Origin of the sequence: Pseudomonas sp. MF6767 (assembly GCF_016405475.1) — a bacterium.
GTDB lineage: Bacteria > Pseudomonadota > Gammaproteobacteria > Pseudomonadales > Pseudomonadaceae > Aquipseudomonas > Aquipseudomonas paracarnis.
In genome coordinates, this window is record NZ_JAEKCY010000004.1 from 63687 (window position 1) to 84249 (window position 20563).

Consider the following 20563-nt stretch of genomic DNA (forward strand, 5'->3'; position numbering starts at 1 on the left):
GATACCCAGACCTATGACTGATCTACCGGATACCGACTTCACCCAACGCTTCATCTTCGATGAAAGCGATGCCCGCGGCGAGATGGTTTCGTTGGAGCTCAGCTATGCCGAAGTCCTTGCCAAACACGCCTATCCGGAGCCGGTCGCGCAATTGCTCGGCGAGTTGATGGCCGCCGCGGCGCTGCTGGTGGGCACCATGAAGTTCGACGGTTTGCTGATCTTGCAGGCTCGTTCCGAAGGGCCAGTGCCCATGTTGATGATCGAGTGCTCGAGCGAGCGCGAGATCCGTGGCCTGGCCCGTTACGAGGCTGACCAGATTGCCGCAGATGCCACCTTGGCCGACCTGATGCCCAACGGCGTCCTGGCACTGACTGTCGACCCGACTGAAGGCCAGCGGTACCAGGGTATTGTCGACCTCGACGGCCAGACCCTGTCGGAATGCTTCACCAACTACTTCGTTATGTCCCAGCAAGTGGGCACCAAGTTCTGGCTTAACGCCGACGGCAAGCGCGCCCGTGGTTTGCTGGTGCAACAACTGCCGGCCGATCGCATCAAGGATGAGGATGATCGTGCCGAAAGCTGGCGGCATATCATCGCCTTGGCCGACACCTTGAAGGCCGAAGAACTGCTGGGCCTGGACAACGAAACCATCCTGCACCGCCTCTACCACGAAGAGGCCGTGCGCCTGTTCGACGCACAGGGCCTGCATTTTCACTGCAGTTGCTCGCGCGAGCGTTCCGGTAACGCGCTGGTCAGCCTGGGCCTGGAAGATGCGCAAAATCTGGTGGTGGAACATGGCGGCCATATCGAGATCGACTGCCAGTTCTGCAACCAGCGCTACCTGTTCGACGCGGCTGATGTAGCGCAATTGTTCGCCGGCGCAGGCAGCGACACCCCTTCCGACACCCGCCACTAAAACGTTTAAGCACAGGTAAATCACCTGACAAACGCCGGATTAGAGGTGTTCTGACGGGAGGGCCCTACTCTTTTTGGGCTTTTCTGGCATAATCCGGCCCACTTTTTTCGCGGTAGTAGTGCGCAACTTTCTACTACAAAACGTTTGGAGCACTCGGCCATAGGCCGACGGGGAACCTCATGACGCAAGCCAATAACGCCGTATACACCGATCTGAGTGTTGACGATCTGGTCAAAGAAGCCCTGCAGCGCGGTGAAGGCGTGCTTGCCGATACTGGCGCGCTGGTCGTAGAAACCGGTCACCGCACCGGTCGTTCGCCGGTTGACCGTTTCATCGTTGAAGAGCCTTCCACCCAGGACGCCATCGCCTGGGGCCCGATCAACCGCAAGTTCCCGGCCGACAAGTTCGATGCCCTGTGGGCTCGCGTCGAGGCGTTCAATAACGCGCAAGAGCATTTCGTTTCCCATGTTCACGTAGGGGCTGCAGAAGACCACTACCTGGCCGTGAAAATGACCACCCAGACTGCCTGGCAGAACCTGTTCGGTCGTTGCCTGTTCATCAACCCGGCCCAGTACAACCCGGCCGGTCGTGAAGAGTGGCAAGTGCTCAACGTGGCCAACTTCGAGTGCGTGCCAGAGCGTGACGGCACCAACTCCGACGGTTGCGTGATCCTCAACTTCGCACAGAAAAAAGTACTGATTGCCGGCATGCGTTACGCCGGTGAAATGAAAAAAGCCATGTTCTCGGTGCAGAACTTCCTGCTGCCGGCTGCCGACGTGCTGCCGATGCACTGCGCCGCCAACATTGGCGAAGCAGGCGATGTGACCCTGTTCTTCGGCCTGTCCGGCACTGGCAAGACCACCCTGTCCGCCGACGAAAGCCGTTACCTGATCGGTGACGACGAGCACGGCTGGGGCGAAGGCGTGGTGTTCAATATCGAAGGCGGTTGCTATGCCAAGTGCATCGACCTGTCCGAGAAGAACGAGCCGGTTATCTGGAAAGCTATCAAGCACGGCGCTGTGCTGGAAAACGTCGTGATCGACGAGGCCAAGCACGCCGACTACGCCGACGTCAGCCTGACCCAGAACAGCCGTGCCGCCTACCCGCTGGAGCACGTTGCCAAGCGTTCCGAGAAGAACCTGGGCGGCGAGCCAAACGCGGTGATCTTCCTGACCTGCGACCTGACCGGCGTACTGCCGCCTGTGTCGATCCTCAGCGAAGAACAAGCGGCCTACCACTTCCTGTCCGGCTACACCGCTCTGGTGGGCTCGACCGAAATGGGTTCGGGCAGCGGCATCAAGTCGACCTTCTCCACCTGCTTCGGCGCGCCGTTCTTCCCACGCCCGGCTGGCGAATACGCAGAGCTTCTGATCAAGCGTATCCGTGGTTTCGGCTCCAAGGTCTACCTGGTCAACACCGGCTGGACCGGCGGCGGCTACGGCGTCGGCAAACGCTTCAACATCCCGACCACTCGCGGCGTGATTGCAGCGATCCAGAGCGGTGCGTTGATCGGTGCGCAAACCGAACACCTGGACACCATCAACCTCGACGTGCCATTGGCCGTACCGGGCGTTGAAACCGGCCTGTTGAACCCACGCAACACCTGGGCTGACAAGGCTGCCTACGACGAAGCAGCGAAAGCGCTGGCTGGCCTGTTCATCGAAAACTTCAAGAAGTTTGAAGTCAGCGATGCGATCAAGGCGGCGGGTCCTAAGTTGTAAGATTCGCCGTTGTAAAAAAGCCGCCTCTTAGGCGGCTTTTTTATGGGCGATTAGTCGGCGATGTGCAGTACCACTGCACCGACCAGCACCAGTACAACGCCTGCGACCTGCACCGCTGACAAACGCTCCTTGAAAAATACAAACCCCAGGATCGCCGCGATCCCTCCAGAGAGCGTACTGATCACCGTCACCACCGACACCGAGCCGGCCATCGCGCCCCACGAAAATGCCGAGAACCCGCCGAGGTTCATCAAGCTCGCACCGGTCAACGTCGCGCAATTTTTCAGCGGCGGGATCTTCAAGCCATCCTTGATCTTCAGCACCATCACCACCAGCACGCACAAGCCCACCAGGTAACCCAGCCACAACATGGTGATTGGCCCCAGCGCTGGCAGTGTGTAGCGACCTTGCAGCCAGAAACTGGTGCCGTACAGGGTTGCGGCGGACATGGCGTAGGCAATGGACAGGCGCGGGTTGTTGTGAGGCGTACCGTTGTCCTTGTGAATGCTGGACAGCACAACGCCGATCACGCACAGGGCGATGCAGCCCAGTTGTATCAGGCTGATGTGTTCACCGCTGGCCCAGGACAGCAAGGTGGTCACGACCCCATAGGACGTCACCAATGGCGCGACGATGGCCGCTTTGCCCAAGGCAAAGGCTTTGGACAGCGCAAGGGCGCCGGACACCGTCAGCAGAGCGGCGGCGACGCCCAGGAGCCAAACGCTTAACGGTGCATCAAGGGATTTGAAAAGGAAGGCTGGGAAAATGACCAGCAGGAGGGTCATGATCAAAAAACCGAGGGCTTGGCCGAAATACACCGCGCGTTTTACGCCAACGGCTCGGGCGTTGAGGCCCACCAGAAAGTCCGTGCCGCCCCAGAGCAGGGCGGCCAGCAGGCCCATTGTTACGTCCATGTAAGGTCCTTGTTATTTATACGGCTCGCCAGATTAGCGCAGATCCAGTGTGGGAGCAGGCTTGCCCTAATACTGTAGGAGCGAGCTTGCTCGCGAAAAACGTCAACGATAACGCGTGCTTGCTGAATGAACGCGGCGCCTGTGAGTTTTTCGCGAGCAAGCTCGCTCCTACAAAAAATCCTTCATTGGATTCAGCTCAGGTTTTCCAGCGTCTGCGTGTCCCAGCGGTGGGTCTTGATCGCCAGGTAGAGCATGCCGATGGTCAGCGGAATCTTGTCACCACGGCCTTTGGCGCGACGCTTCAGGAACACGTCGAACACCGGCGGCTGGAAGTAACGATAAGCGTCGTAGTCGCTCAGGTCGACACCAAAATCCTGCTCCAGCGCCTCCATGAATTGCTTGGCCTCAGCACCATCGCACCCGAGGTCGAAGTTCAGTGAGGTGTGCAAGCCAATGGTCTTGTGTGTTGGCAAGCCGATTTCTTCATGCAGCAATTGCACAAGTTGCTGCATGGCAGGGTCTTCTGGGAAGTTGGGGGCCAGGTTCATGGTGGGGGCACGCAGGAGTGGGTGAGGGGGCCTGTCACGTTGCAGGCGGTATTTGTTTCGCGTGATGAAGAGAACCAAGCCTATCAAGAACAAGGCCAGGGGAAGAAGTTGAATGTTCAGGACAATGGCGATGTAGGGTAGCCAGAACAACAGAAGCAGTCCCGTTACGATGAAGGTAACGGCGAAACGCGTTCTTAACGTGCCGTCAGTGATTTTGTAATACAGCAGCAGATGGAGAGCGAACAATAGCGCTGTTTGTAGGTAAAGCCATTGACTAAAGTTCATCTGGAGTGCACATGCATTGAGACACTTGAGCGCTGCGGGCCTATGCCACCGCTGACCTGAGCATCCAGGCCGATGACGATGTCTGCGCTGTGAAAGTTGCGGATCCTGCGAGAAATCAAATCGCTGATAGCGTTCTCGACTATCGATTCTGCTTTGCTGGATATGATCCCGACAGGGGCTGCAACTGCGCCAGAAATGATTTCTTTTATGAGGTTGTTCCGATTGTTCAAGCTATCTGCGTGCTTCCTGGTCAGTGGCTTTGAGACGGCCACTGTCATGACGCAGGGTAGATCTCGGGCGAGCATCCTTTCGTACAACTTCTGAAGCCGCAAGCGGACCTCTATCGCTGAAGCTTTTGCTTCCAGCAAGCAAAGTGTGGCTAGCTCTTGTCGATTGCTTGGCATCACGGTGAGTCGAATTACCGTGAAAGTGATGCCATAGTGGCCGATATATTGAGTCCTTTCGATGTTCACGGTTTTTTCCGAGACAGTTGATAGGAGGTTATGTTCAGTCGGCTACGCGTAACTGGTATAGAGGGTTGAACGGGTATTTGAAGCAGTTTGGGAAACGGATGGCGTGACGTTTGGCAGTATCTTACAAAAGCCTCCGGCATTTATGGCTTGCAACGATGTGATGGGTAAAGCTGATCAGTTGTAGGAGCGAGCTTGCTCGCGAAAAACTCAAGGGCGCCGCGTTTTTTCTGATTTACCGCGTCATCGTTGGCGATTTTCACGAGCAAGCTCGCTCCTACACAGGTGTTGCTTAGACTTGCGCTTGTTCAGGTTGCAGCTGAACGTGTTGCGCGGCTTCCAACAAATCACAGCCGTCCTGAACGAGCAGGTACAGCGCATTAATGATGTGGGAAATGTCTTTGAGGTCAGCGTGTTCGAAGGTCAGGCAAGAGAAAGTTTCCAATCAGTCGCTGGCGGCGCGGATACGCTGGTGGGCGGCGGATTGGATGTCTTTGGCTGATGCTTGAGTGTCGATGAGAAGCGGGTGACAGGCGATCAAGGTCGTAGGGCGGCGGAAAGAGTGGAAGGTTGCCTACGGCGATTTCGGATAATTCCCGCTCGGCCTGGTGCAGGCGTGCCTCATCGAGCAAATGGAGGCGGTTGCGCAGAGTGCTGCTACCGGGGTAGCAGTATGGGGCCTGGCCCACCCCGTATTTGTCGAGCATCAGCTAGAGGTGTTGCGGTACTTGGCAAGGACGGCTTCGCGTGTCGGCAGGGGTTTGTCGACGTCGGTCGGTTGGGTATCGAACCCTTCCAGGCGCAGACTGGCCAAGTAATTGGAACGCCGGATCTTGTGATAGTGATCCTGTTTTTGCTCAAACGTCAGTTCGCTCATCGCTGCGTCCTCTTGGAAAGCAAGGCTTGATTGTAGCGCAATGCGTAGCTCGGTAGGCGGGATAAAACGCCCGTCACAACTTGTATAAAAAATCTGCCAGCGAGCTCATTTCAGCGTATGTTTCACCGCAAAATCTTGCAGGGCGATTCCGCCCACTACTTAAAGGGAGTTAAGCATGGGTTTGCTTCGTGTCGCCTCGGCGATATCTTTGTGTGCGGTGGCGTTTTCTGCCCAGGCCGAGCAGTTGCCGATTGAAGTGCTCAGCGCGGTGGTCAAGGACCAGAAAATCGCCGATGCCGAAGTGCTGCTGCAACGTAATGGCGCGCAGAACGTGGTGGGCCGTACCAACGCGCAAGGCCAGGTAACGCTGACCAGTGAAGCGGCTGACGATGCCAGCAACCTGCTGATCATCAAGAAGCCTGGCTATTCCAACCTGGTGGTGAAGTGCCCGTGCAAAGGCATGACCTATGCCATCAGCCCGGTGATGGAAAATCTCGACGGCCTGCGTGTGGTGTTGACCTGGGGCAAGGCTCCGCGCGACCTCGACTCCCATATGATCTTCCCTGGCAATAACATCTTCTTCAACAATAAAAAGGGCACCGACGCCGAACTGGACGTGGATGACACCGATAGCTTTGGCCCGGAGACCATCACCCTGCAGAAAAAGCATTACGGCGAAAGCTACGTCTATGCCGTGCACGACTATTCCAACAGCGGCTCTCCCACTTCCAGCGAATTGTCCAACAGTGAGGCCAAGGTGTTCGTGTACATGGGGCAATCCCTGGTGCGCACTTACTATGTGCCGCAGAACCGCACGGGCAACCTGTGGACCGTGTTCCGCATGACCGGCAGTGGCGACTTCCAGGACATCAACACCTTCACCGGCGTGAGAGTTGGCGCCGAAGATGTACTCAACGAGGTCAAGCCTTTGCTGGACGACAGCGTGGCCGTCACCGCCGTGACAGTGAGCTCGTCGGTACAGGCCGATGCGAAGAAGCTGAACCTCAAGGGCGAAGCGGCCTACCAGGCCGGTAACCTGGACCAGGCCATCGACTTCTTCCGTCAAGCCATCGAGCTGGATAACAGCTTCGGCAAGGCTTACGGCAACCTTGGCCTGGCGTATCAGAAAGCCGGCAATACCGCGGAGTCGATCTGGGCCAACCGCAAGGCTATCGCCCTGGCCACCGGTACCAATGCCGCGACTGTGCGTGCCGGTGCCTACTACAACATTGCACGCATCTATGAAGCGGCCGGGCAGTTCCCGGATGCGCTGCGTCATTACCAGTTGGCCAAGGAGCAAAAGGCCAACCCGGTGTATGACACGGCGATCGAGCGGGTGCAAAACCGCTGATTCAGCAGTAGCACGGTTTTGAAATGTGGGAGAGGGCTAGCCAGCTCCCACATTTGTATCTGCTGCGTCTTGTTACTTTCTCGGAAAAGTCCCACTTCGGCCCTGAGCCATCCTTCCCTCTGTGTATCATCCTGTCTCTTTTTTCCTCGCGACCTTTCTCGATTCGCTGAGAATCCCGGGCTATGTTTTTGAGCCAACTCAGCGGTCAATGGAGTGACAGCCTTATGCACGACACCCTCCAGCAGGTCTTTGGTTACCCACACTTTCGCTTGGGCCAGGAAGAGACGGTCAGCGCCGTGCTGGCTGGGCGATCTGCCGCCGCCATTTTCCCTACGGGGTCGGGCAAATCCTTGTGTTACCAGCTGTCGGCCGTGTTGCTGCCGCACCTGACGCTGGTGGTGTCGCCGTTGCTGGCGTTGATGCAGGACCAGTTGGGTTTCCTGCAGCGCCATGGCATTTCGGCGGGCAGTATCGACTCGGCCCAGAGCCGTGATGAGGCCAATGATGTAATGGCCCGTGCGCGATCGGGCGAGCTCAAGATTCTGATGATTTCCGTGGAGCGTTTGAAGAACGAGCGTTTCCGTAATTTCCTGAACAGCGTGCAGATCTCGTTGCTGGTGGTAGACGAGGCGCACTGTATCTCCGAATGGGGCCACAACTTCCGCCCGGATTATTTGAAGCTGCCGGACTACCAGCGCCAGTTCAACATCCCTCAGGCGCTGTTGCTGACGGCCACGGCCACGCCCCAGGTGATCGCCGACATGCAGGCCAAGTTCGCCATTGCTGCCGAAGATGTAGTGACCACGGGCTTCTATCGCCCCAACCTCAACCTGCTGGTGGAACCGGTCAGCGGCCACGACAAACGCCGCAGGCTGCTGGAATGGATGAAAGCGCGGGCCAACCAGCCGAGTATTGTCTACGTCACCTTGCAGAAAACCGCCGAACAGATTTCCGAGCATCTGAACCGCCACGGTATTCAGGCCGAGGCTTATCACGCGGGGCTGCCCCATGAAAAACGCGAAGGTATCCAGCAGCGTTTCATGGGCGGGCGTTCCAATTGCATTGTCGCAACTATCGCGTTTGGCATGGGCATCGACAAGAGTGACATCCGCAATGTCGTGCACTTCGACCTGCCCAAGTCAATCGAGAACTACAGCCAGGAAATCGGCCGCGCAGGGCGTGACGGGCAGCCGTCGGATTGCCTGGTGTTGGCCAACCGCGACAGCCTCAATGTGCTGGAAAACTTCGTGTACGGTGATACGCCGGAGCAGGACGGCATTTTGCGCGTACTGGAGGAATTGCAGGCCGCGCGTAGTGAAGGGCAGTGGGAGTTCCTGCTCAGGTCGCTGTCGGACCACAGCAATATTCGCGAGTTGCCGCTCAAGACGCTCCTGGTGCAGTTGGAGCTCAAGGGCGTGATCGCGCCGCGCTATGCGTTTTATGCGGAATACCGTTTCAAATACCTGATCGAACCCGAAGCCTTGCTGGCGCGTTTTTCCGGCGAGCGGCAGCAGTTTGTCGCGGCGATCATCCAGGTGTGCAAGCGCGCTAAAACCTGGGCGACGGTCGATTTCGATGCGCTTTATCAACAGCACAATGCCGAGCGTAGTCGGGTGGTGAAGGCACTGGATTATTTTCAGGAGCAGGGCCTGATCGAGCTCGAAAGCAAGCAGATGACTGAGGTCTACAGTTTGCTCGACACCCATTTCGACCCCCACGCGTTAAGCGCCGAGTTATACACAGGCTTCAAGCAGCATGAGGTGACGGAGGTCGCGCGGATTCACGCCATGCTCGACCTGTTCGCCACCGACCACTGCCTGGGGCAACGTCTGGCGCACTACTTTGGTGATGATAATGCGCCCCGGCGTTGCGGGCATTGTTCGGTATGCCACGGCCAGGTCGCCCATCTGCCGGCGCCGCCGAGCTTGCCGCCGCTTGTGGATAAAAACTTCATGGGGCTGTGCGGTGATTTTATCCACAGGCATCATGAGCACACGGGGCACTTGCCGAATGCGGAGCGTTTGACGCGTTTCCTTGGCGGTATCAGCGTACCGTTGTTTACCAAGTTGAAGGCGCGAGGCATTCCCGGTTTTGCTGCGCTGGAAGACTACCCCTACGCCGAGGTGCGCGACTGGGCCCATGCTCAATTGGATCAACTTTGATGAGACTTGCCGATGCCTGACTCAACGCCTGTGCGCGACGATTACCGCCACTTCCAACCGATCACCACGCGTTGGCACGACAACGATGCCTACGGCCATGTGAATAACGTCACTTACTACAGCTTCTTCGATACAGCCGTTAATACCTACCTGATCGAACAGGGCGGGTTGGATATTCATGACGGTGAAGTGGTGGGGTTTGTGGTGAGTTCGGCCTGCGATTACTTCGCCTCGATCGCTTTTCCCGAGTGCATTGAGGTCGGTCTGCGGGTGGGCAAGCTGGGCAATAGCTCGGTGCAGTATGAGCTGGCGGTATTCAAGGCGGGCGAGGAGGAGGCGCGTGCGGCGGGGCGCTTTGTCCATGTGTTTGTGGACCGAGCCTCGAACCAGCCAGTGCCGATTCCGGGAATGTTGCGCGAAGCGATGCAGCGGCTGCTGGTTTGACGCACCTACAAGCAATACAGACCAAATGTGGGAGCCGGGCTTGCCCGCGATGGCGCAGTATCAGGCAGTACGTCTAAACCTGATTCACTGCTATCGCGGGCAAGCCCGGCTCCCACATCGGATGTGTTCGTCAGAGCGCGGGTTTATCAGTCGCGATAACGATGCTTGTTCTTGCGATGCCCATAGGCATGGCCGCGACCTGGGTGGCCATCGCGGTAGTAGCGACGATCATCACGGTCGCGATCGCGGTAATGGCGGCTGTCGCGATCACTTTCGTTACCCATGTAGTTGCCTAGCGCGCCGCCCGCGCCACCGCCGGCTGCGGAGCCGATCAGTGCACCGGTGCTGCCGCCAACGCTGCGCCCTACGACGTTACCGCCGGCTGCGCCCAGTGCGCCACCAATGGCGGCTTCGCCACGGCTACGTTTGTCGGCGCCGACTGCACTACCGCCTGCGCCGCCCAGGGCCGCGCCAATGGTCGAACCGGTGTTGCCGCCCAACTGCTGGCCGACAACAGAACCTAGTACCCCACCCAATGCGCCGCCTACACCGGCTTCGGTGGTGCCGCCTGCCATGGCTGCGCCACTGACCAGGCCAAGGGACAACAAGAGAATCGAGGAGAACTTCATTCAGGGAAACCTCAAGGGATGACGGCGCGATCCTGAGGTTGTATCGAGGCGCTGACAATCGAAATCCGACCGGCGGCAGAGGTTGTATACAATTTGCTAAGTTGCTGTTTTGTATGGGGAACTTAAGTCGTTTTTACGGGTCTTTAGCTACTTCGGAACGGCCGTTTTTATGCAAAAGCGGCCTTTTTTTGTGCCTGCAGAATGTGCGGTGCTTGTGCTGGTCTCTTCGCGGGCAAGCCCGCTCCCACATCAGATCGGTCCACACAGTCTCAATGTTGAACCCATCCCAGTGTGGGAGCGGGCTTGCCCGCGAAAGCGTTAGTTCAAGCAACACATATCTCGGATCGAGTCAGGCCGAGCGCGCCATGATCAACCCACTGTCACTCGCCGCTTCCAAGCGAATCGCAACAAACTTGGACGTTGGCGTATGGCTACCGTCGCCAGTGCTTTCCAACGGCACCAACGGGTTCACTTCGGGGTAGTAAGCCGCCGCCTGCCCCGCCGGAATATCAAATGCCAGCAGCGTAAAGCCCTTCACGCGGCGCTCACGACCGTCTTCCCACAGCGACACGATGTCTGCCTTCTGCCCCGGCTTGAAGCCCAGGCGGATGATGTCGGCTTCGTTGACGAACAGCACGTCACGTTGGCCTTTGACTCCGCGATAACGGTCGTCCAGGCCATAGATGGTGGTGTTGTACTGATCATGGGAGCGCATCGACTGCATGATCAGGTCCGGCACTCGGCCCGTGGCGTGGGTGCGTTCGTGGATCAGGTCTTTGGGCAAGATGTTCGGGCGGAAGTTGGCGCGACCTGATGGAGTGTTCCAGCGGCGTGCGCCGGCGGAGTTGCCCAGATAGAAGCCGCCTGGATGTTTGATTTTCTCGTTGAAGTCCTTGAAGCCTGGGATGGTGTCGGCGATCAGGTCGCGGATGCGCCCGTAGTCGGCCACAAGCCAGTTCCAATCCACGGGCTTGCTGCCCAGGGTGGCGGCAGCAATGCCCGCCAGGATCGCCGGCTCGGACTTCATCAGTTTCGACAGCGGTTGCAGTTGGCCGTTGGAGCCGTGGACCATGCTGAACGAGTCTTCCACCGTCACCGCTTGCGGGCCGTCGGCCTGGATGTCTATGTCGGTGCGGCCCAGGCACGGCAGGATCAACGCATCTTTACCGTGCATCAGGTGGCTGCGGTTGAGCTTGGTGCTGATCTGCACGGTCAGGTCGCAATTTCGCAGCGCTTCAAAGGTACGCGTGCTGTCTGGCGTGGCTTGGGCAAAGTTGCCGCCCAGGCCGATAAAGACTTTGGAGCGGCCTTCAAGCATGGCGTGAATCGCTTCCACCACGTTATGGCCATTGTCGCGAGGCACCTGGAACTGGAAACGACGCTCCAGCGCGTCCAGAAACGCCACCGGTGGGCGTTCGTTGATGCCCATGGTGCGGTCGCCCTGTACGTTACTGTGGCCACGCACCGGGCACAGCCCGGCACCTGGGCGGCCGATATTGCCGCGCAGCAGCATCAGGTTGGCGATTTCCTGGATAGTCGGCACCGAGTGGCGGTGCTGGGTAATCCCCATCGCCCAGCACATGATTACATTCTTGCCTTTGGCGTACATGCGTGCCGCTTGCTCGATCTCCACCAGGGTCAGGCCGGACTGCTCGACGATCTCCTCCCACGAGGTGTCGTCGATCTGACCCAGGTATTCCAGGACGTTGGCAGTGTGCTCATTGAGGAAGTCGTGGTCGAACACCGCTTCCTTGCCTTCGGCCAGGGCTTGGCGTTCCCACAGCAGCAAGAACTTGGCCATGCCACGCAAGATAGCCATATCGCCACCCAGCGCCGGGCGGAAGTAGGCGGTGTTGGTCGGCTTGTCGCCGTTGGTGAGCATTTCCAGCGGATGTTGCGGGTGCTGGAAGCGCTCCAGGCCGCGCTCTTTCAGCGGGTTGATACACACCACCTGAGCGCCGCGTTTCACCGCTTCGCGCAGCGGCTCAAGCATGCGTGGGTGGTTGGTGCCGGGGTTCTGGCCCCAGACGAAAATGGCATCGGCATGTTCGAAGTCATCAAAGGTTACGGTACCTTTGCCCACGCCGACACTCTGCGCCAGGGCTACGCCGCTGGCTTCGTGGCACATGTTCGAGCAGTCCGGGAAGTTGTTGGTGCCAAAGGCGCGTACGAACAACTGGTACAGGTAGGCGGCTTCGTTGCTGGCGCGGCCCGAGGTGTAGAACTCGGCCATGTTCGGGCTGGGCAGCGCGTTGAGGTGCTTGCCGATCAGGTCGAACGCGGCATCCCAACTGATGGGCAGGTAGCGATCGGTCTCGGCGTCATAGCGCATTGGCTCCGTCAGGCGGCCCTGGTACTCCAGCCAGTAGTCGCTTTGCTCCAGCAACGCCGTGACGCTGTGCTTGGCGAAGAAGGCCGCATCGACGCGGCGCTTGGTGGCTTCCCAGTTGACCGCCTTGGCGCCGTTTTCGCAGAACTTGACCATGCCGCTTTCCGGCGAGTCGCCCCAGGCGCAGCCCGGGCAGTCGAAGCCGCCGTTCTGATTGGTCTTGAGCATCATGCGCAGGTTTTTGAGGGCGTTGTCACTGGTCAGCCAGGCTTGCGCCACACTGATCAGGGCGCCCCAGCCACCGGCTGGGCCTTTATAGGGCTTGTAGCGTGGGGTTGGGGTCTGGTCGGCTTGGTGGTGAAGGCTCATGGCTGGTGCTCCATCGCAGGGCTATAGACCCGTGGCGCGCTTTTTTGCGGCAGGTGGATGAGGTTGAGGTTGTGCCGGCGTGCCCATTGCAGGGCCAGGCCGGTGGGCGACGACAGGCTGACCAGGGTCTGGATGCCCGCGCGCAAGACTTTCTGAATCAATTCGAGGCTGCAGCGGCTGGTAACAATCGCCAGGCCGCCGTCGGTCGGAATCTTTTGGCGGATCAACGCGCCAATCAATTTATCCAGGGCGTTATGCCGGCCGATGTCTTCGCGACCCATCAGCAATTCCCCCTGGCTGTTCATAAAAACCGCCGCATGCACGGCGCCGCTGTGCTGGCCCAGGGGTTGGAATGCGCTGATACGCTGGCGCAGGCCGTCGAGCCACTGCGCCGGCGGCAAGGGCGCGCCGGGCAGTACCTGGAGGTCGGGCAATGCTTGCTCTACCGCTTCCACGCCACACAGGCCGCAGCCGCTGGTGCCCGCCAATTGGCGGCGTTGCTGCTTGAGGTTCCAGAACGCACGGCTGGAAACCTGTACCTGGGCGTACTGGGCTGCGCCTGACCCGCTGATTTTCAGGTCATAAATGTCGTTAACGTCGGTGATAATGCCGCTGCCGAGGCTGAAGCCTACAATGAAGTCTTCCAGGTCCGTAGGCGTCACCAGCATCACCGCCTGGCTGATATCGTTGTAGGCAATCGCCAACGCCACTTCTTCGGCCAGCGCAGTGCTGGCGACTTCAGTGTGTTCAAGATTGCAATAGTGATAGCTCTGGCTGGCGACGGGCGCGGTCGATTCGAGAGCGGGCGCCGCGCAGTGAGGGCGCTTGGCGTTCATGGGGCAGTACCACCGGCGGATTGATCAGTGTTTAGACTAGGCGCGACAAAGGGTCACGTCTAATCGCCAGTATTGATCTATTGATAGAGGGCGTCGATCAAGGTTCACCCGCGTTTTCGTCGGGCTTATTCCAAGCAGGGGTGAGTTGGATACTTTTGAGTCTTTAGCCAGTCTGGAACCCAAGTCGGCAGGACTGGTCTAGTCTTGGGCATCTGGAAATTAAATCCCAAGGAGAGCGCACCATGAGTATTTTTAGCTTTATCAAAGAAGCCGGCGAAAAGATTGTCGACCTGTTGACGCCGGGTAATGCGAACGCCAGTGAGCAGTTGAAGGAGCATGTGAGCAAGGTGGGCCTGGGTAATCCAAACGTGCAGACCACGGTGGATGGCGACAAGGTCACGGTGACCGGTGAAGTGGCCACGCAGGAAGAGAAAGAGAAGATCCTGTTGGCGCTGGGTAACATTGCCGGCGTGGCAAGTGTGGATGACCAGATTACTGTCAGTGGTCCAGTCGTGGTGGCTTCACGCTTTGTTGTTGTGAAAAGCGGTGACACTCTCAGCGCAATCTCTAAAACGGTCTATGGCGACGCGAATAAGTACAACAAGATTTTCGAGGCTAACAAGCCACTGTTGTCGCACCCGGACAAGATCTACCCGGGCCAGACACTGCGCATCCCTGAGTAATACGCAGAACAAAATGTGGGAGGGGCTTGCTCCCTCCCACACTTGATCAAAGCCCGGCGATGAGTTCTCGATAATCCCCGACGGCCGCAAATTCTGCGGTGTCCTTTGAGCCTTTTTTGCTATCAGGTTCTTTCACTGCCAGTAAATGTCCCACGCCGAAATCCCGGGCACTGCGCAGGATTGGCAAAGTGTCATCTATAAACAGGCTACGGGCCGGGTCAAAGTGGATATCCGCTTGTAAGGCCTCCCAGAATTGCGGGTTTTCCTTGGGGAAACCGTAGTCGTGAGAGCTGATCAATCGCTCGAAATACGGCGCCAGTTCAATGCGCTCCAACTTCAATGACAGCGAATCACGATGAGCGTTGGTGATCATGATCACGCGCTTGCCGGCCTGTTTGATCGCCGCCAGGAAGGTATCGGCATCCGGACGCAGGGCAATCAGGTGGGCGGTTTCCAATTTGAGCTCGCGCACCGGGATCTTGAGCTCGGCGCTCCAGAAATCCAGGCAATACCATTGCAACTGTCCGGCGTTACGCTCGAACAGTGGCTGCAACTCCATCTCGGCCATGGCTCGGCTTACGCCGTGCAGTTCGGCATAGCGTTGCGGCAGGTGTTCCATCCAGAAGTGGTTGTCGTAATGCAGGTCGAGCAGGGTGCCGTCCATGTCCAGCAGGACGGTGTCGATGGCGTGCCAGGGCAGAGAGGGCATGGTGGGGTCTCATGTAAGTAAAAATATCCGACACAGACAATCGGAAAAGCCACGGTATAGTAACCCGATCACGCCAAGGAGCCGTTTATGCGCCAGAAACCCACTGTCCTCGCCCGCGAAATAGTCGCCAGTAGCCGTTTGTTCCGCGTGGAGGAAGTGCAATTGCGCTTTTCCAATGGCGTTGAGCGGACCTATGAGCGTCTTGTCGGGCGTGGCACGGGCTATGGCGCCGTGATGATTGTGGCGATGATCGATGAAGATCATGCAGTGCTGGTGGAAGAATACTGCGGCGGCACTGACGAATATGAATTGTCGTTGCCCAAAGGCCTGATCGAGCCCGGCGAAGACGTGCTTGCAGCGGCAGACCGCGAACTCAAGGAAGAGGCCGGCTACGGTGCACGGCAGTTGGAGCACATCACCGAGCTGTCATTGTCGCCCGGCTATATGAGCCAGAAGATCCAGGTGGTGTTGGCTACCGATCTCTACGAAGAGCGTCTTGAAGGTGATGAGCCCGAACCAATGCGGGTAGACCGGGTCAACCTGCGTGAGCTGTCGGCGCTGGCGCAAAACGAGCAGTTCAGCGAAGGTCGCGCCCTGGCTGCGCTGTATCTGGTGAGAGACCTGTTGACCCAGCGTGGAGCGTTCACCGCATGAGCGAACTGTTTTTAGGCCACCCGTTTATCGCACCGGTCATTGAACTGGCTCGGCAGGCGGGTGAAGCCATCCTGCCGTACTGGCGTGCCGAGGTAGCCGTGACGTCCAAGGCGGATGATTCTCCCGTGACGGCTGCCGACCTGGCTGCCCATCATCTCATTCTCGCAGGCCTCACCGCGCTGGACCCAAGCATTCCAGTGCTGTCTGAAGAGGACGCCGATATCGATCAGAGCGTGCGTGCCGGCTGGCAGCGCTGGTGGTTGGTAGACCCTCTGGATGGCACCAAGGAATTCATTTCTGGCAGTGAAGAGTTCACCGTCAATATTGCATTGATCGAACAGGGCCGCGTGGTGTTCGGCGTGGTGTCGATACCGACCACTGGCCGTTGCTACTTCGGCGGCGCGGGCCTGGGGGCTTGGCGGTCGGACGTCAATGCAGCGCCCAAGCAGATTCAAGTACGCCAGGCCCCGGCCTCGGGTGAGGCCTTTACGGTGGTGGCCAGCCGTCGTCATACCAGCCCTGAGCAGGAGCGCCTGCTCAATGGCCTCAGTGAAGGCTTGGGCGAGTTGAAACTGGCGAATATCGGCAGCTCCTTGAAGTTTTGCTTATTAGCCGAGGGCAGTGCCGATTGTTATCCGCGCCTGGCGCCGACCTCGCAGTGGGATACCGCAGCGGCCCAGGGTGTATTGGAAGGAGCTGGGGGTGAAGTATTGGAGTTGAATGGCAAGCCGTTCAGTTACCCGGCGCGGGAGTCGTTGCTGAACCCGTTCTTTCTGGCGTTGCCGGCCAAGGCGGCGTGGCGTGAGCGGCTGTTGACCCTGGCCAGATCTTAAGGCCACTGCAGAGCAAAATGTGGGAGCGGGCTTTCCCGCGATGGCGGAGTGTCAGTCATACAGGTATTGGCTGATCCACCGCTATCGCAGGCAAGCCCGCTCCCACAGTTGTTTTTTGTCATGGCTGCTAGCGATGCAGGACGTATTGGCCGGTAAAGACGACGGCACGCTCTGCACTGCCCTCATTCACAATCCACGTCTCCAGCGCCAACCGCGCCCGCCCATAGCGCTGATAGGTCGCCACGAAGCGCTTCCAAATCTTTTCATCCGGCGCCGCGCAAATGGCTGTCGCGTCCTGGGTCACCGGCAGCGGGTAGCTGATCTGACCTTCCTGAATCACGATGTGCCCGTCTTCAATCCCGGCTTCACGCAGCTTCAGGTGCAGCCAACCCCAACCCGCCAGCACCGCGCCGCAGTAGAGGCTGCCGCCGAACATGGTGCTCTTGTGGTTGATATTGGCTTGCAAGGGCAGGTGCAGTTGCAGTTGGTCGTGTTGCCAGTCGAGCACCCTGAGGCCCATTTCCCGGGTGAGTGGGATGTCGTGGTGGAGGATGGATTCCAGGTAACGGCTATCACGGCTCATGGCGGCCTCTTTGTAGGTGGACGATGTCATTCGTCATCGGCGCTCTGGCCGGCACTGTCGGCGAAGCTCAGGCCGTGTTTGCGCAGTTTGTCGTGCAAGGTTTTGCGCGGTACGCCCAGGGCTTCGGCGAGGCTGCGCACAGAGCTGTGGGGGCGGGTCAGTTCGGCGGCGATCAGGCTTTTTTCGAACTGTTCGACTTGCTCGCTCAGGCCTCCGGGTGTGGAGGTCAGCACACCGGCCGCGGGGTGATCCTGGGTGTTATCCAGGGCCAACTCCAGGCCGAGGGCGAAACGCTCCGCGGCGTTTTGCAGTTCCCGCACATTGCCTGGCCAGCTGTGGCGCAGCAACAGCGCGCGCTGGCCCGGTTGCAGTTCGTGCAAGGGCAGGCCGTGGCGGCTGCTGGCCTCGTCGGCGAAGTGCTGGAACAGCATCAGCGCATCTTCGCCCCGTTCTCGTAGCGGGGGGATGCGCAGCGGCGCCACATTGAGGCGGTAATACAAGTCGGCACGGAAGCGGCCCTGGTCGGCGGCCTGGCGCAGGTCTTCCTTGGTGGCGGCGATAATGCGGATATCCAGCGGGATCAACTGATTGCCACCCAGGCGTTCCACGACGCGCTCCTGTAAAAGGCGCAGCAACTTGACCTGTACATCCAGGCTCATGCTTTCAATTTCATCCAGAAACAGCGTGCCGCCATTGGCAAACTCGAACTTGCCGATGCGGCGCTTTTGCGCGCCGGTAAACGCGCCGGGTTCATGGCCGAACAGTTCGCTTTCCACCACCGATTCCGCCAGCGCCCCGGCGTTGATCGCCACAAACGGGCCGCTGCGTCGGCTTGAGAGGTCGTGCAGGGCGCGGGCGACGACCTCCTTGCCTGCTCCGGTTTCGCCGAGGATCAGCACATCGGCCTTGGTCGCGGCCAGTGCACCGATTTGCTCGCGCAGGCGCAACATCTGTGGCGAGTGCCCTACCAGGCGCGTACTGAGTTGCTGGCGGTCGCTGAGAGCCAGGCGCAGGCTGCGGTTGTCCAGCACCAGCCGGCGCAGGGCCAGGGCACGGCGCACGCTGTCGAGCAGCGCGTCGCTGGCGAAGGGTTTTTCCAGGAAGTCATAGGCGCCGGCACGCATGGCTTGCACCGCCAGCGGTACGTCGCCGTGGCCGGTGATCAGCAGCACCGGCAGGTCGGGGTCCTGGCCGTGCAGTTCAGCCAGCAGTTCCAGGCCGTCCATGCCGGGCATGCGAATGTCGCTGACTACCACGCCCGGCCAGTCGCGGGACAGGCGTGCGGTGAGCCCGTTGGCTTCTCCCAGGGGCAGGACTTTCAGGCCGGCCAGGTCCAGGGTCTGGCACAGGGCCTGACGCAGGTGTGGATCGTCGTCGATCAATACCACCTGAATCGAGTTGTCGATACTCATACACTGCGGTCCTCGGACGGTTGCAGACTGACGCCCGGCGAGCCGGCGCGCAATTTCAAGGTTAACAGCGCGCCGCCCTCCTTGTGGTTGGCGAACAACAGTTCGCCGCCGAAGGCGCGCATCAGGGTGTCGCAGATCGCCAGGCCCAGGCCCAGGCCCTGGGTGCGCGTCTTGGTGGTGTAGAACGGCTCGCTGGCGCGGCCCAGGGCTTCCATGCAAAAGCCCGGGCCATTGTCGCGAATGTACAGGTTGACGCCTTGGGGCGTGGTTTCGGCACTCAGCCAGAGTCTGCGTGGCGGGCCTTTTTCGGTGAGGGCGTCCAGAGCATTGGCCAGCAAGTTACCCAGCACCTGGCGCAGACGGGTTTCACCGGCCTGCACCCACAAGGTCGCCTCTGGCAAGTCGCGAATCAACTCCACCTCCATCGAACGCCGACGCTTGGCCAGTAATGCCAGGGCGTCATCCAGTGCCGGTTGCAGGGCCACGCTCTCCGGCGCGTGACGGTCACGGCGGGCGAAGGCGCGCAAGTGGGCGATGATCGAGGCCATACGCCCGGTCAATTCACTGATCAGCTTGAGGTTGCCGCGGGCATCGTTGGTGCGCTCATGGTCGAGCAGGATCTCGGCGTTTTCGGCATAGCTGCGAATCGCCGCCAGTGGCTGATTCAATTCATGGCTGATACTCGCCGACATGGTGCCCAGCGCCGAGAGTTTACCGGCCTGGACCAGATCATCCTGGGCGCGCACCAGTTCTTGCTGGGCATGCTCGCGCTCCAGCACTTCCTGTTTAAGGCGCCGGTTAAGGCCCTCCAGGTCGCTGGTACGCTCGGCCACGCGCATTTCCAACTCGCGGCGGGCCTTGGCTTCGAAGGCGATGCGTTCCAGATAGTGCCGGCGGCGCTGCATCAGCAACCCCAGCAACAGCATCAGCACCAACAACGTGGCACCGCCCACGGCGACGACCGTGCGCACCGGACGGTTGATCAGCGAGCGCGGCGCGAGGATTTCCACGTTCCAGCCGGTCTCGGCGATAGCCGTGGACTGGCGCAGCCAAGCGCTGCTGCTGAGGCTCAACGGCTGCGGGTCGCGGGTGGGGTAGGGCTGGATAGCAATGATGGCCTGGCGTTCTTCGGCGGTCAGTGGCCGCGTGGCGCGGAATCGCCATTGCGGGCGCGAAGTGAGGATCACCACGCCGTTGTGGTCGGTGACCAGCAATTGTTCCGGGGTATTGCCCCACAGGCTTTCGGTGTGGTCCAGGTCGACCTTCACCACCAGCACGCCGATGATGGTATCGCCGTCACGCACCGCGGCGGCGAAGAAGTAGCCGCGCTTGGCCGAGGTAGTGCCCAGGCCGAAGAACCGGCCGAGGCGCCCGGCCATGGCTTCGCTGAAATACGGACGGAAGGAAAAGTTGCGCCCCACAAAGCTGTCTTGTTTGTCCCAGTTGGACGCGGCGAGGGTTTTGCCGGTGGTGTCCATCAGATACATCACCTCTACCCCGGCCTGGGCGGCGACGTCCTTGAGCAACTGGTTGGCATTGACCAGGTGGGTGCTGACGTGGGGCGCGCCCAATGCAGTGCGCAGGGCCGGTAAGTCCCCGAGGATCTGCGGCAGTATTTCGTAGCGGTGCAGGGTGCCCAGCAAGTTGGCGACGTAGAGGTCGAGGGTCTGGCGGTTTTGCCCGGCCAGCTCGCTGCGGTAATAGCGCTCGGCCAAATGCTCCAGCGGCCACAACAGCGGTGCCAGGCACAGAGCCAGCAGGGCGAGGCTGCGCCAGCGGGGTCTTCGCGGAAGGGGTGGGGTCATGGAAGTCGCGCCTGTGGGTACAGGCGCATTATG

General features: G+C 59.6%; 19 protein-coding genes and 2 pseudogenes. 8 read left to right on the plus strand and 13 right to left on the minus strand.

Annotated elements, in window-relative coordinates; genetic code table 11:
• Window positions 1-13 precede the first annotated feature (13 nt).
• Together hslO and JFT58_RS08810 are read left to right on the plus strand one after the other, a co-directional pair.
• Window positions 14-916 carry an Hsp33 family molecular chaperone HslO gene (gene hslO / locus JFT58_RS08805; RefSeq protein ID WP_054920269.1) on the plus strand — a complete coding sequence of 301 codons (903 nt, stop codon included), beginning with the start codon at window positions 14-16 and terminating at the stop codon, window positions 914-916.
• A gap of 179 nt (window positions 917-1095) precedes the next feature.
• Window positions 1096-2637: a phosphoenolpyruvate carboxykinase gene (locus tag JFT58_RS08810; RefSeq protein WP_005783824.1), complete on the plus strand. Its 1542-nt coding sequence runs from the start codon at window positions 1096-1098 to the stop codon at window positions 2635-2637.
• Window positions 2638-2687: 50 nt separating this feature from the next.
• Here the strand turns inward: JFT58_RS08810 and JFT58_RS08815 are convergent, their stop codons facing one another.
• The 6 genes and pseudogenes from JFT58_RS08815 to JFT58_RS08835 all read right to left on the minus strand — a co-directional run bounded on the left by JFT58_RS08815 (window position 2688) and on the right by JFT58_RS08835 (window position 5731).
• Window positions 2688-3551, minus strand: coding sequence for a DMT family transporter (locus JFT58_RS08815; RefSeq protein ID WP_229999887.1), 864 nt, complete (start codon window positions 3549-3551; stop codon window positions 2688-2690).
• 191 nt (window positions 3552-3742) lie between these two features.
• Window positions 3743-4099, minus strand: coding sequence for a DUF1493 family protein (locus tag JFT58_RS08820; protein ID WP_034125858.1), 357 nt, complete (start codon window positions 4097-4099; stop codon window positions 3743-3745).
• Between the two features lie 281 nt (window positions 4100-4380).
• Window positions 4381-4857, minus strand: a complete 477-nt coding sequence (locus JFT58_RS08825) for a hypothetical protein (RefSeq protein ID WP_054896649.1) — start codon at window positions 4855-4857, stop codon at window positions 4381-4383.
• Window positions 4858-5146: 289 nt separating this feature from the next.
• Window positions 5147-5395, minus strand: a pseudogene (locus JFT58_RS30215) (hypothetical protein).
• Window positions 5370-5561, minus strand: a pseudogene (locus tag JFT58_RS30220) (cell filamentation protein Fic); the annotation flags it as partial. The pseudogenes JFT58_RS30220 and JFT58_RS30215, both read right to left, overlap by 26 nt.
• Entirely contained in the window at window positions 5561-5731 is a 171-nt protein-coding gene (locus JFT58_RS08835; RefSeq protein WP_087149535.1) for a YhfG family protein, read from the minus strand. The pseudogene JFT58_RS30220 and the gene JFT58_RS08835, both read right to left, overlap by 1 nt.
• Before the next feature lie 175 nt (window positions 5732-5906).
• On the opposite strand from JFT58_RS08835, the gene JFT58_RS08840 reads away from it, so the two are divergent.
• The 3 genes from JFT58_RS08840 (at window position 5907) to JFT58_RS08850 (ending at window position 9688) form a co-directional block, all read left to right on the plus strand.
• Entirely contained in the window at window positions 5907-7082 is a 1176-nt protein-coding gene (locus JFT58_RS08840; RefSeq protein WP_054896647.1) for a tetratricopeptide repeat protein, read from the plus strand.
• Window positions 7083-7306: 224 nt separating this feature from the next.
• Window positions 7307-9244 (plus strand): RecQ family ATP-dependent DNA helicase, encoded by a 1938-nt coding sequence (locus tag JFT58_RS08845; RefSeq protein WP_054896646.1) that lies wholly within the window; start codon window positions 7307-7309, stop codon window positions 9242-9244.
• A gap of 12 nt (window positions 9245-9256) precedes the next feature.
• Window positions 9257-9688 carry an acyl-CoA thioesterase gene (locus JFT58_RS08850; RefSeq protein WP_054896645.1) on the plus strand — a complete coding sequence of 144 codons (432 nt, stop codon included), beginning with the start codon at window positions 9257-9259 and terminating at the stop codon, window positions 9686-9688.
• A 146-nt stretch (window positions 9689-9834) separates the two neighbouring features.
• Here JFT58_RS08850 and JFT58_RS08855 read toward each other — a convergent pair whose 3' ends face one another.
• The 3 genes from JFT58_RS08855 to fdhD all read right to left on the minus strand — a co-directional run bounded on the left by JFT58_RS08855 (window position 9835) and on the right by fdhD (window position 13851).
• Window positions 9835-10317 (minus strand): glycine zipper domain-containing protein, encoded by a 483-nt coding sequence (locus JFT58_RS08855; RefSeq protein WP_034125502.1) that lies wholly within the window; start codon window positions 10315-10317, stop codon window positions 9835-9837.
• Window positions 10318-10666: 349 nt separating this feature from the next.
• Window positions 10667-13015 carry an FdhF/YdeP family oxidoreductase gene (locus JFT58_RS08860; protein ID WP_014716483.1) on the minus strand — a complete coding sequence of 783 codons (2349 nt, stop codon included), beginning with the start codon at window positions 13013-13015 and terminating at the stop codon, window positions 10667-10669.
• On the minus strand, window positions 13012-13851 hold the full coding sequence (gene fdhD / locus JFT58_RS08865; protein WP_003187702.1) for a formate dehydrogenase accessory sulfurtransferase FdhD: 840 nt from the start codon (window positions 13849-13851) through the stop codon (window positions 13012-13014). The genes JFT58_RS08860 and fdhD overlap by 4 nt, the downstream gene beginning before the upstream one ends.
• A gap of 242 nt (window positions 13852-14093) precedes the next feature.
• Between fdhD and lysM the strand changes: the two genes are divergently transcribed.
• Window positions 14094-14534 carry a peptidoglycan-binding protein LysM gene (gene lysM, locus JFT58_RS08870; RefSeq protein WP_032894105.1) on the plus strand — a complete coding sequence of 147 codons (441 nt, stop codon included), beginning with the start codon at window positions 14094-14096 and terminating at the stop codon, window positions 14532-14534.
• Window positions 14535-14580: 46 nt separating this feature from the next.
• Here the strand turns inward: lysM and yrfG are convergent, their stop codons facing one another.
• Complete coding sequence (gene yrfG / locus JFT58_RS08875) at window positions 14581-15243, minus strand: GMP/IMP nucleotidase (RefSeq protein ID WP_054896644.1); 663 nt, start codon at window positions 15241-15243, stop codon at window positions 14581-14583.
• A gap of 87 nt (window positions 15244-15330) precedes the next feature.
• Between yrfG and nudE the strand changes: the two genes are divergently transcribed.
• Both nudE and cysQ read left to right on the plus strand, forming a co-directional pair.
• Window positions 15331-15897: an ADP compounds hydrolase NudE gene (gene nudE / locus JFT58_RS08880; protein ID WP_014716485.1), complete on the plus strand. Its 567-nt coding sequence runs from the start codon at window positions 15331-15333 to the stop codon at window positions 15895-15897.
• A complete protein-coding gene (gene cysQ, locus JFT58_RS08885) occupies window positions 15894-16730 on the plus strand; it encodes a 3'(2'),5'-bisphosphate nucleotidase CysQ (protein WP_034125507.1) in 837 nt (278 codons plus the stop codon). The genes nudE and cysQ overlap by 4 nt, the downstream gene beginning before the upstream one ends.
• A 127-nt stretch (window positions 16731-16857) precedes the next feature.
• Here cysQ and JFT58_RS08890 read toward each other — a convergent pair whose 3' ends face one another.
• Genes JFT58_RS08890 through JFT58_RS08900 form a run of 3 tightly spaced genes read right to left on the minus strand, consistent with a single transcriptional unit; the run spans window position 16858 to window position 20530 of the window.
• Window positions 16858-17313, minus strand: coding sequence for a thioesterase domain-containing protein (locus JFT58_RS08890; RefSeq protein ID WP_034125508.1), 456 nt, complete (start codon window positions 17311-17313; stop codon window positions 16858-16860).
• A gap of 26 nt (window positions 17314-17339) precedes the next feature.
• On the minus strand, window positions 17340-18725 hold the full coding sequence (locus JFT58_RS08895; protein WP_054896643.1) for a sigma-54-dependent transcriptional regulator: 1386 nt from the start codon (window positions 18723-18725) through the stop codon (window positions 17340-17342).
• Window positions 18722-20530, minus strand: a complete 1809-nt coding sequence (locus JFT58_RS08900; RefSeq protein WP_034125510.1) for a sensor histidine kinase — start codon at window positions 20528-20530, stop codon at window positions 18722-18724. The genes JFT58_RS08895 and JFT58_RS08900 overlap by 4 nt, the downstream gene beginning before the upstream one ends.
• Window positions 20531-20563: the final 33 nt, after the last annotated feature.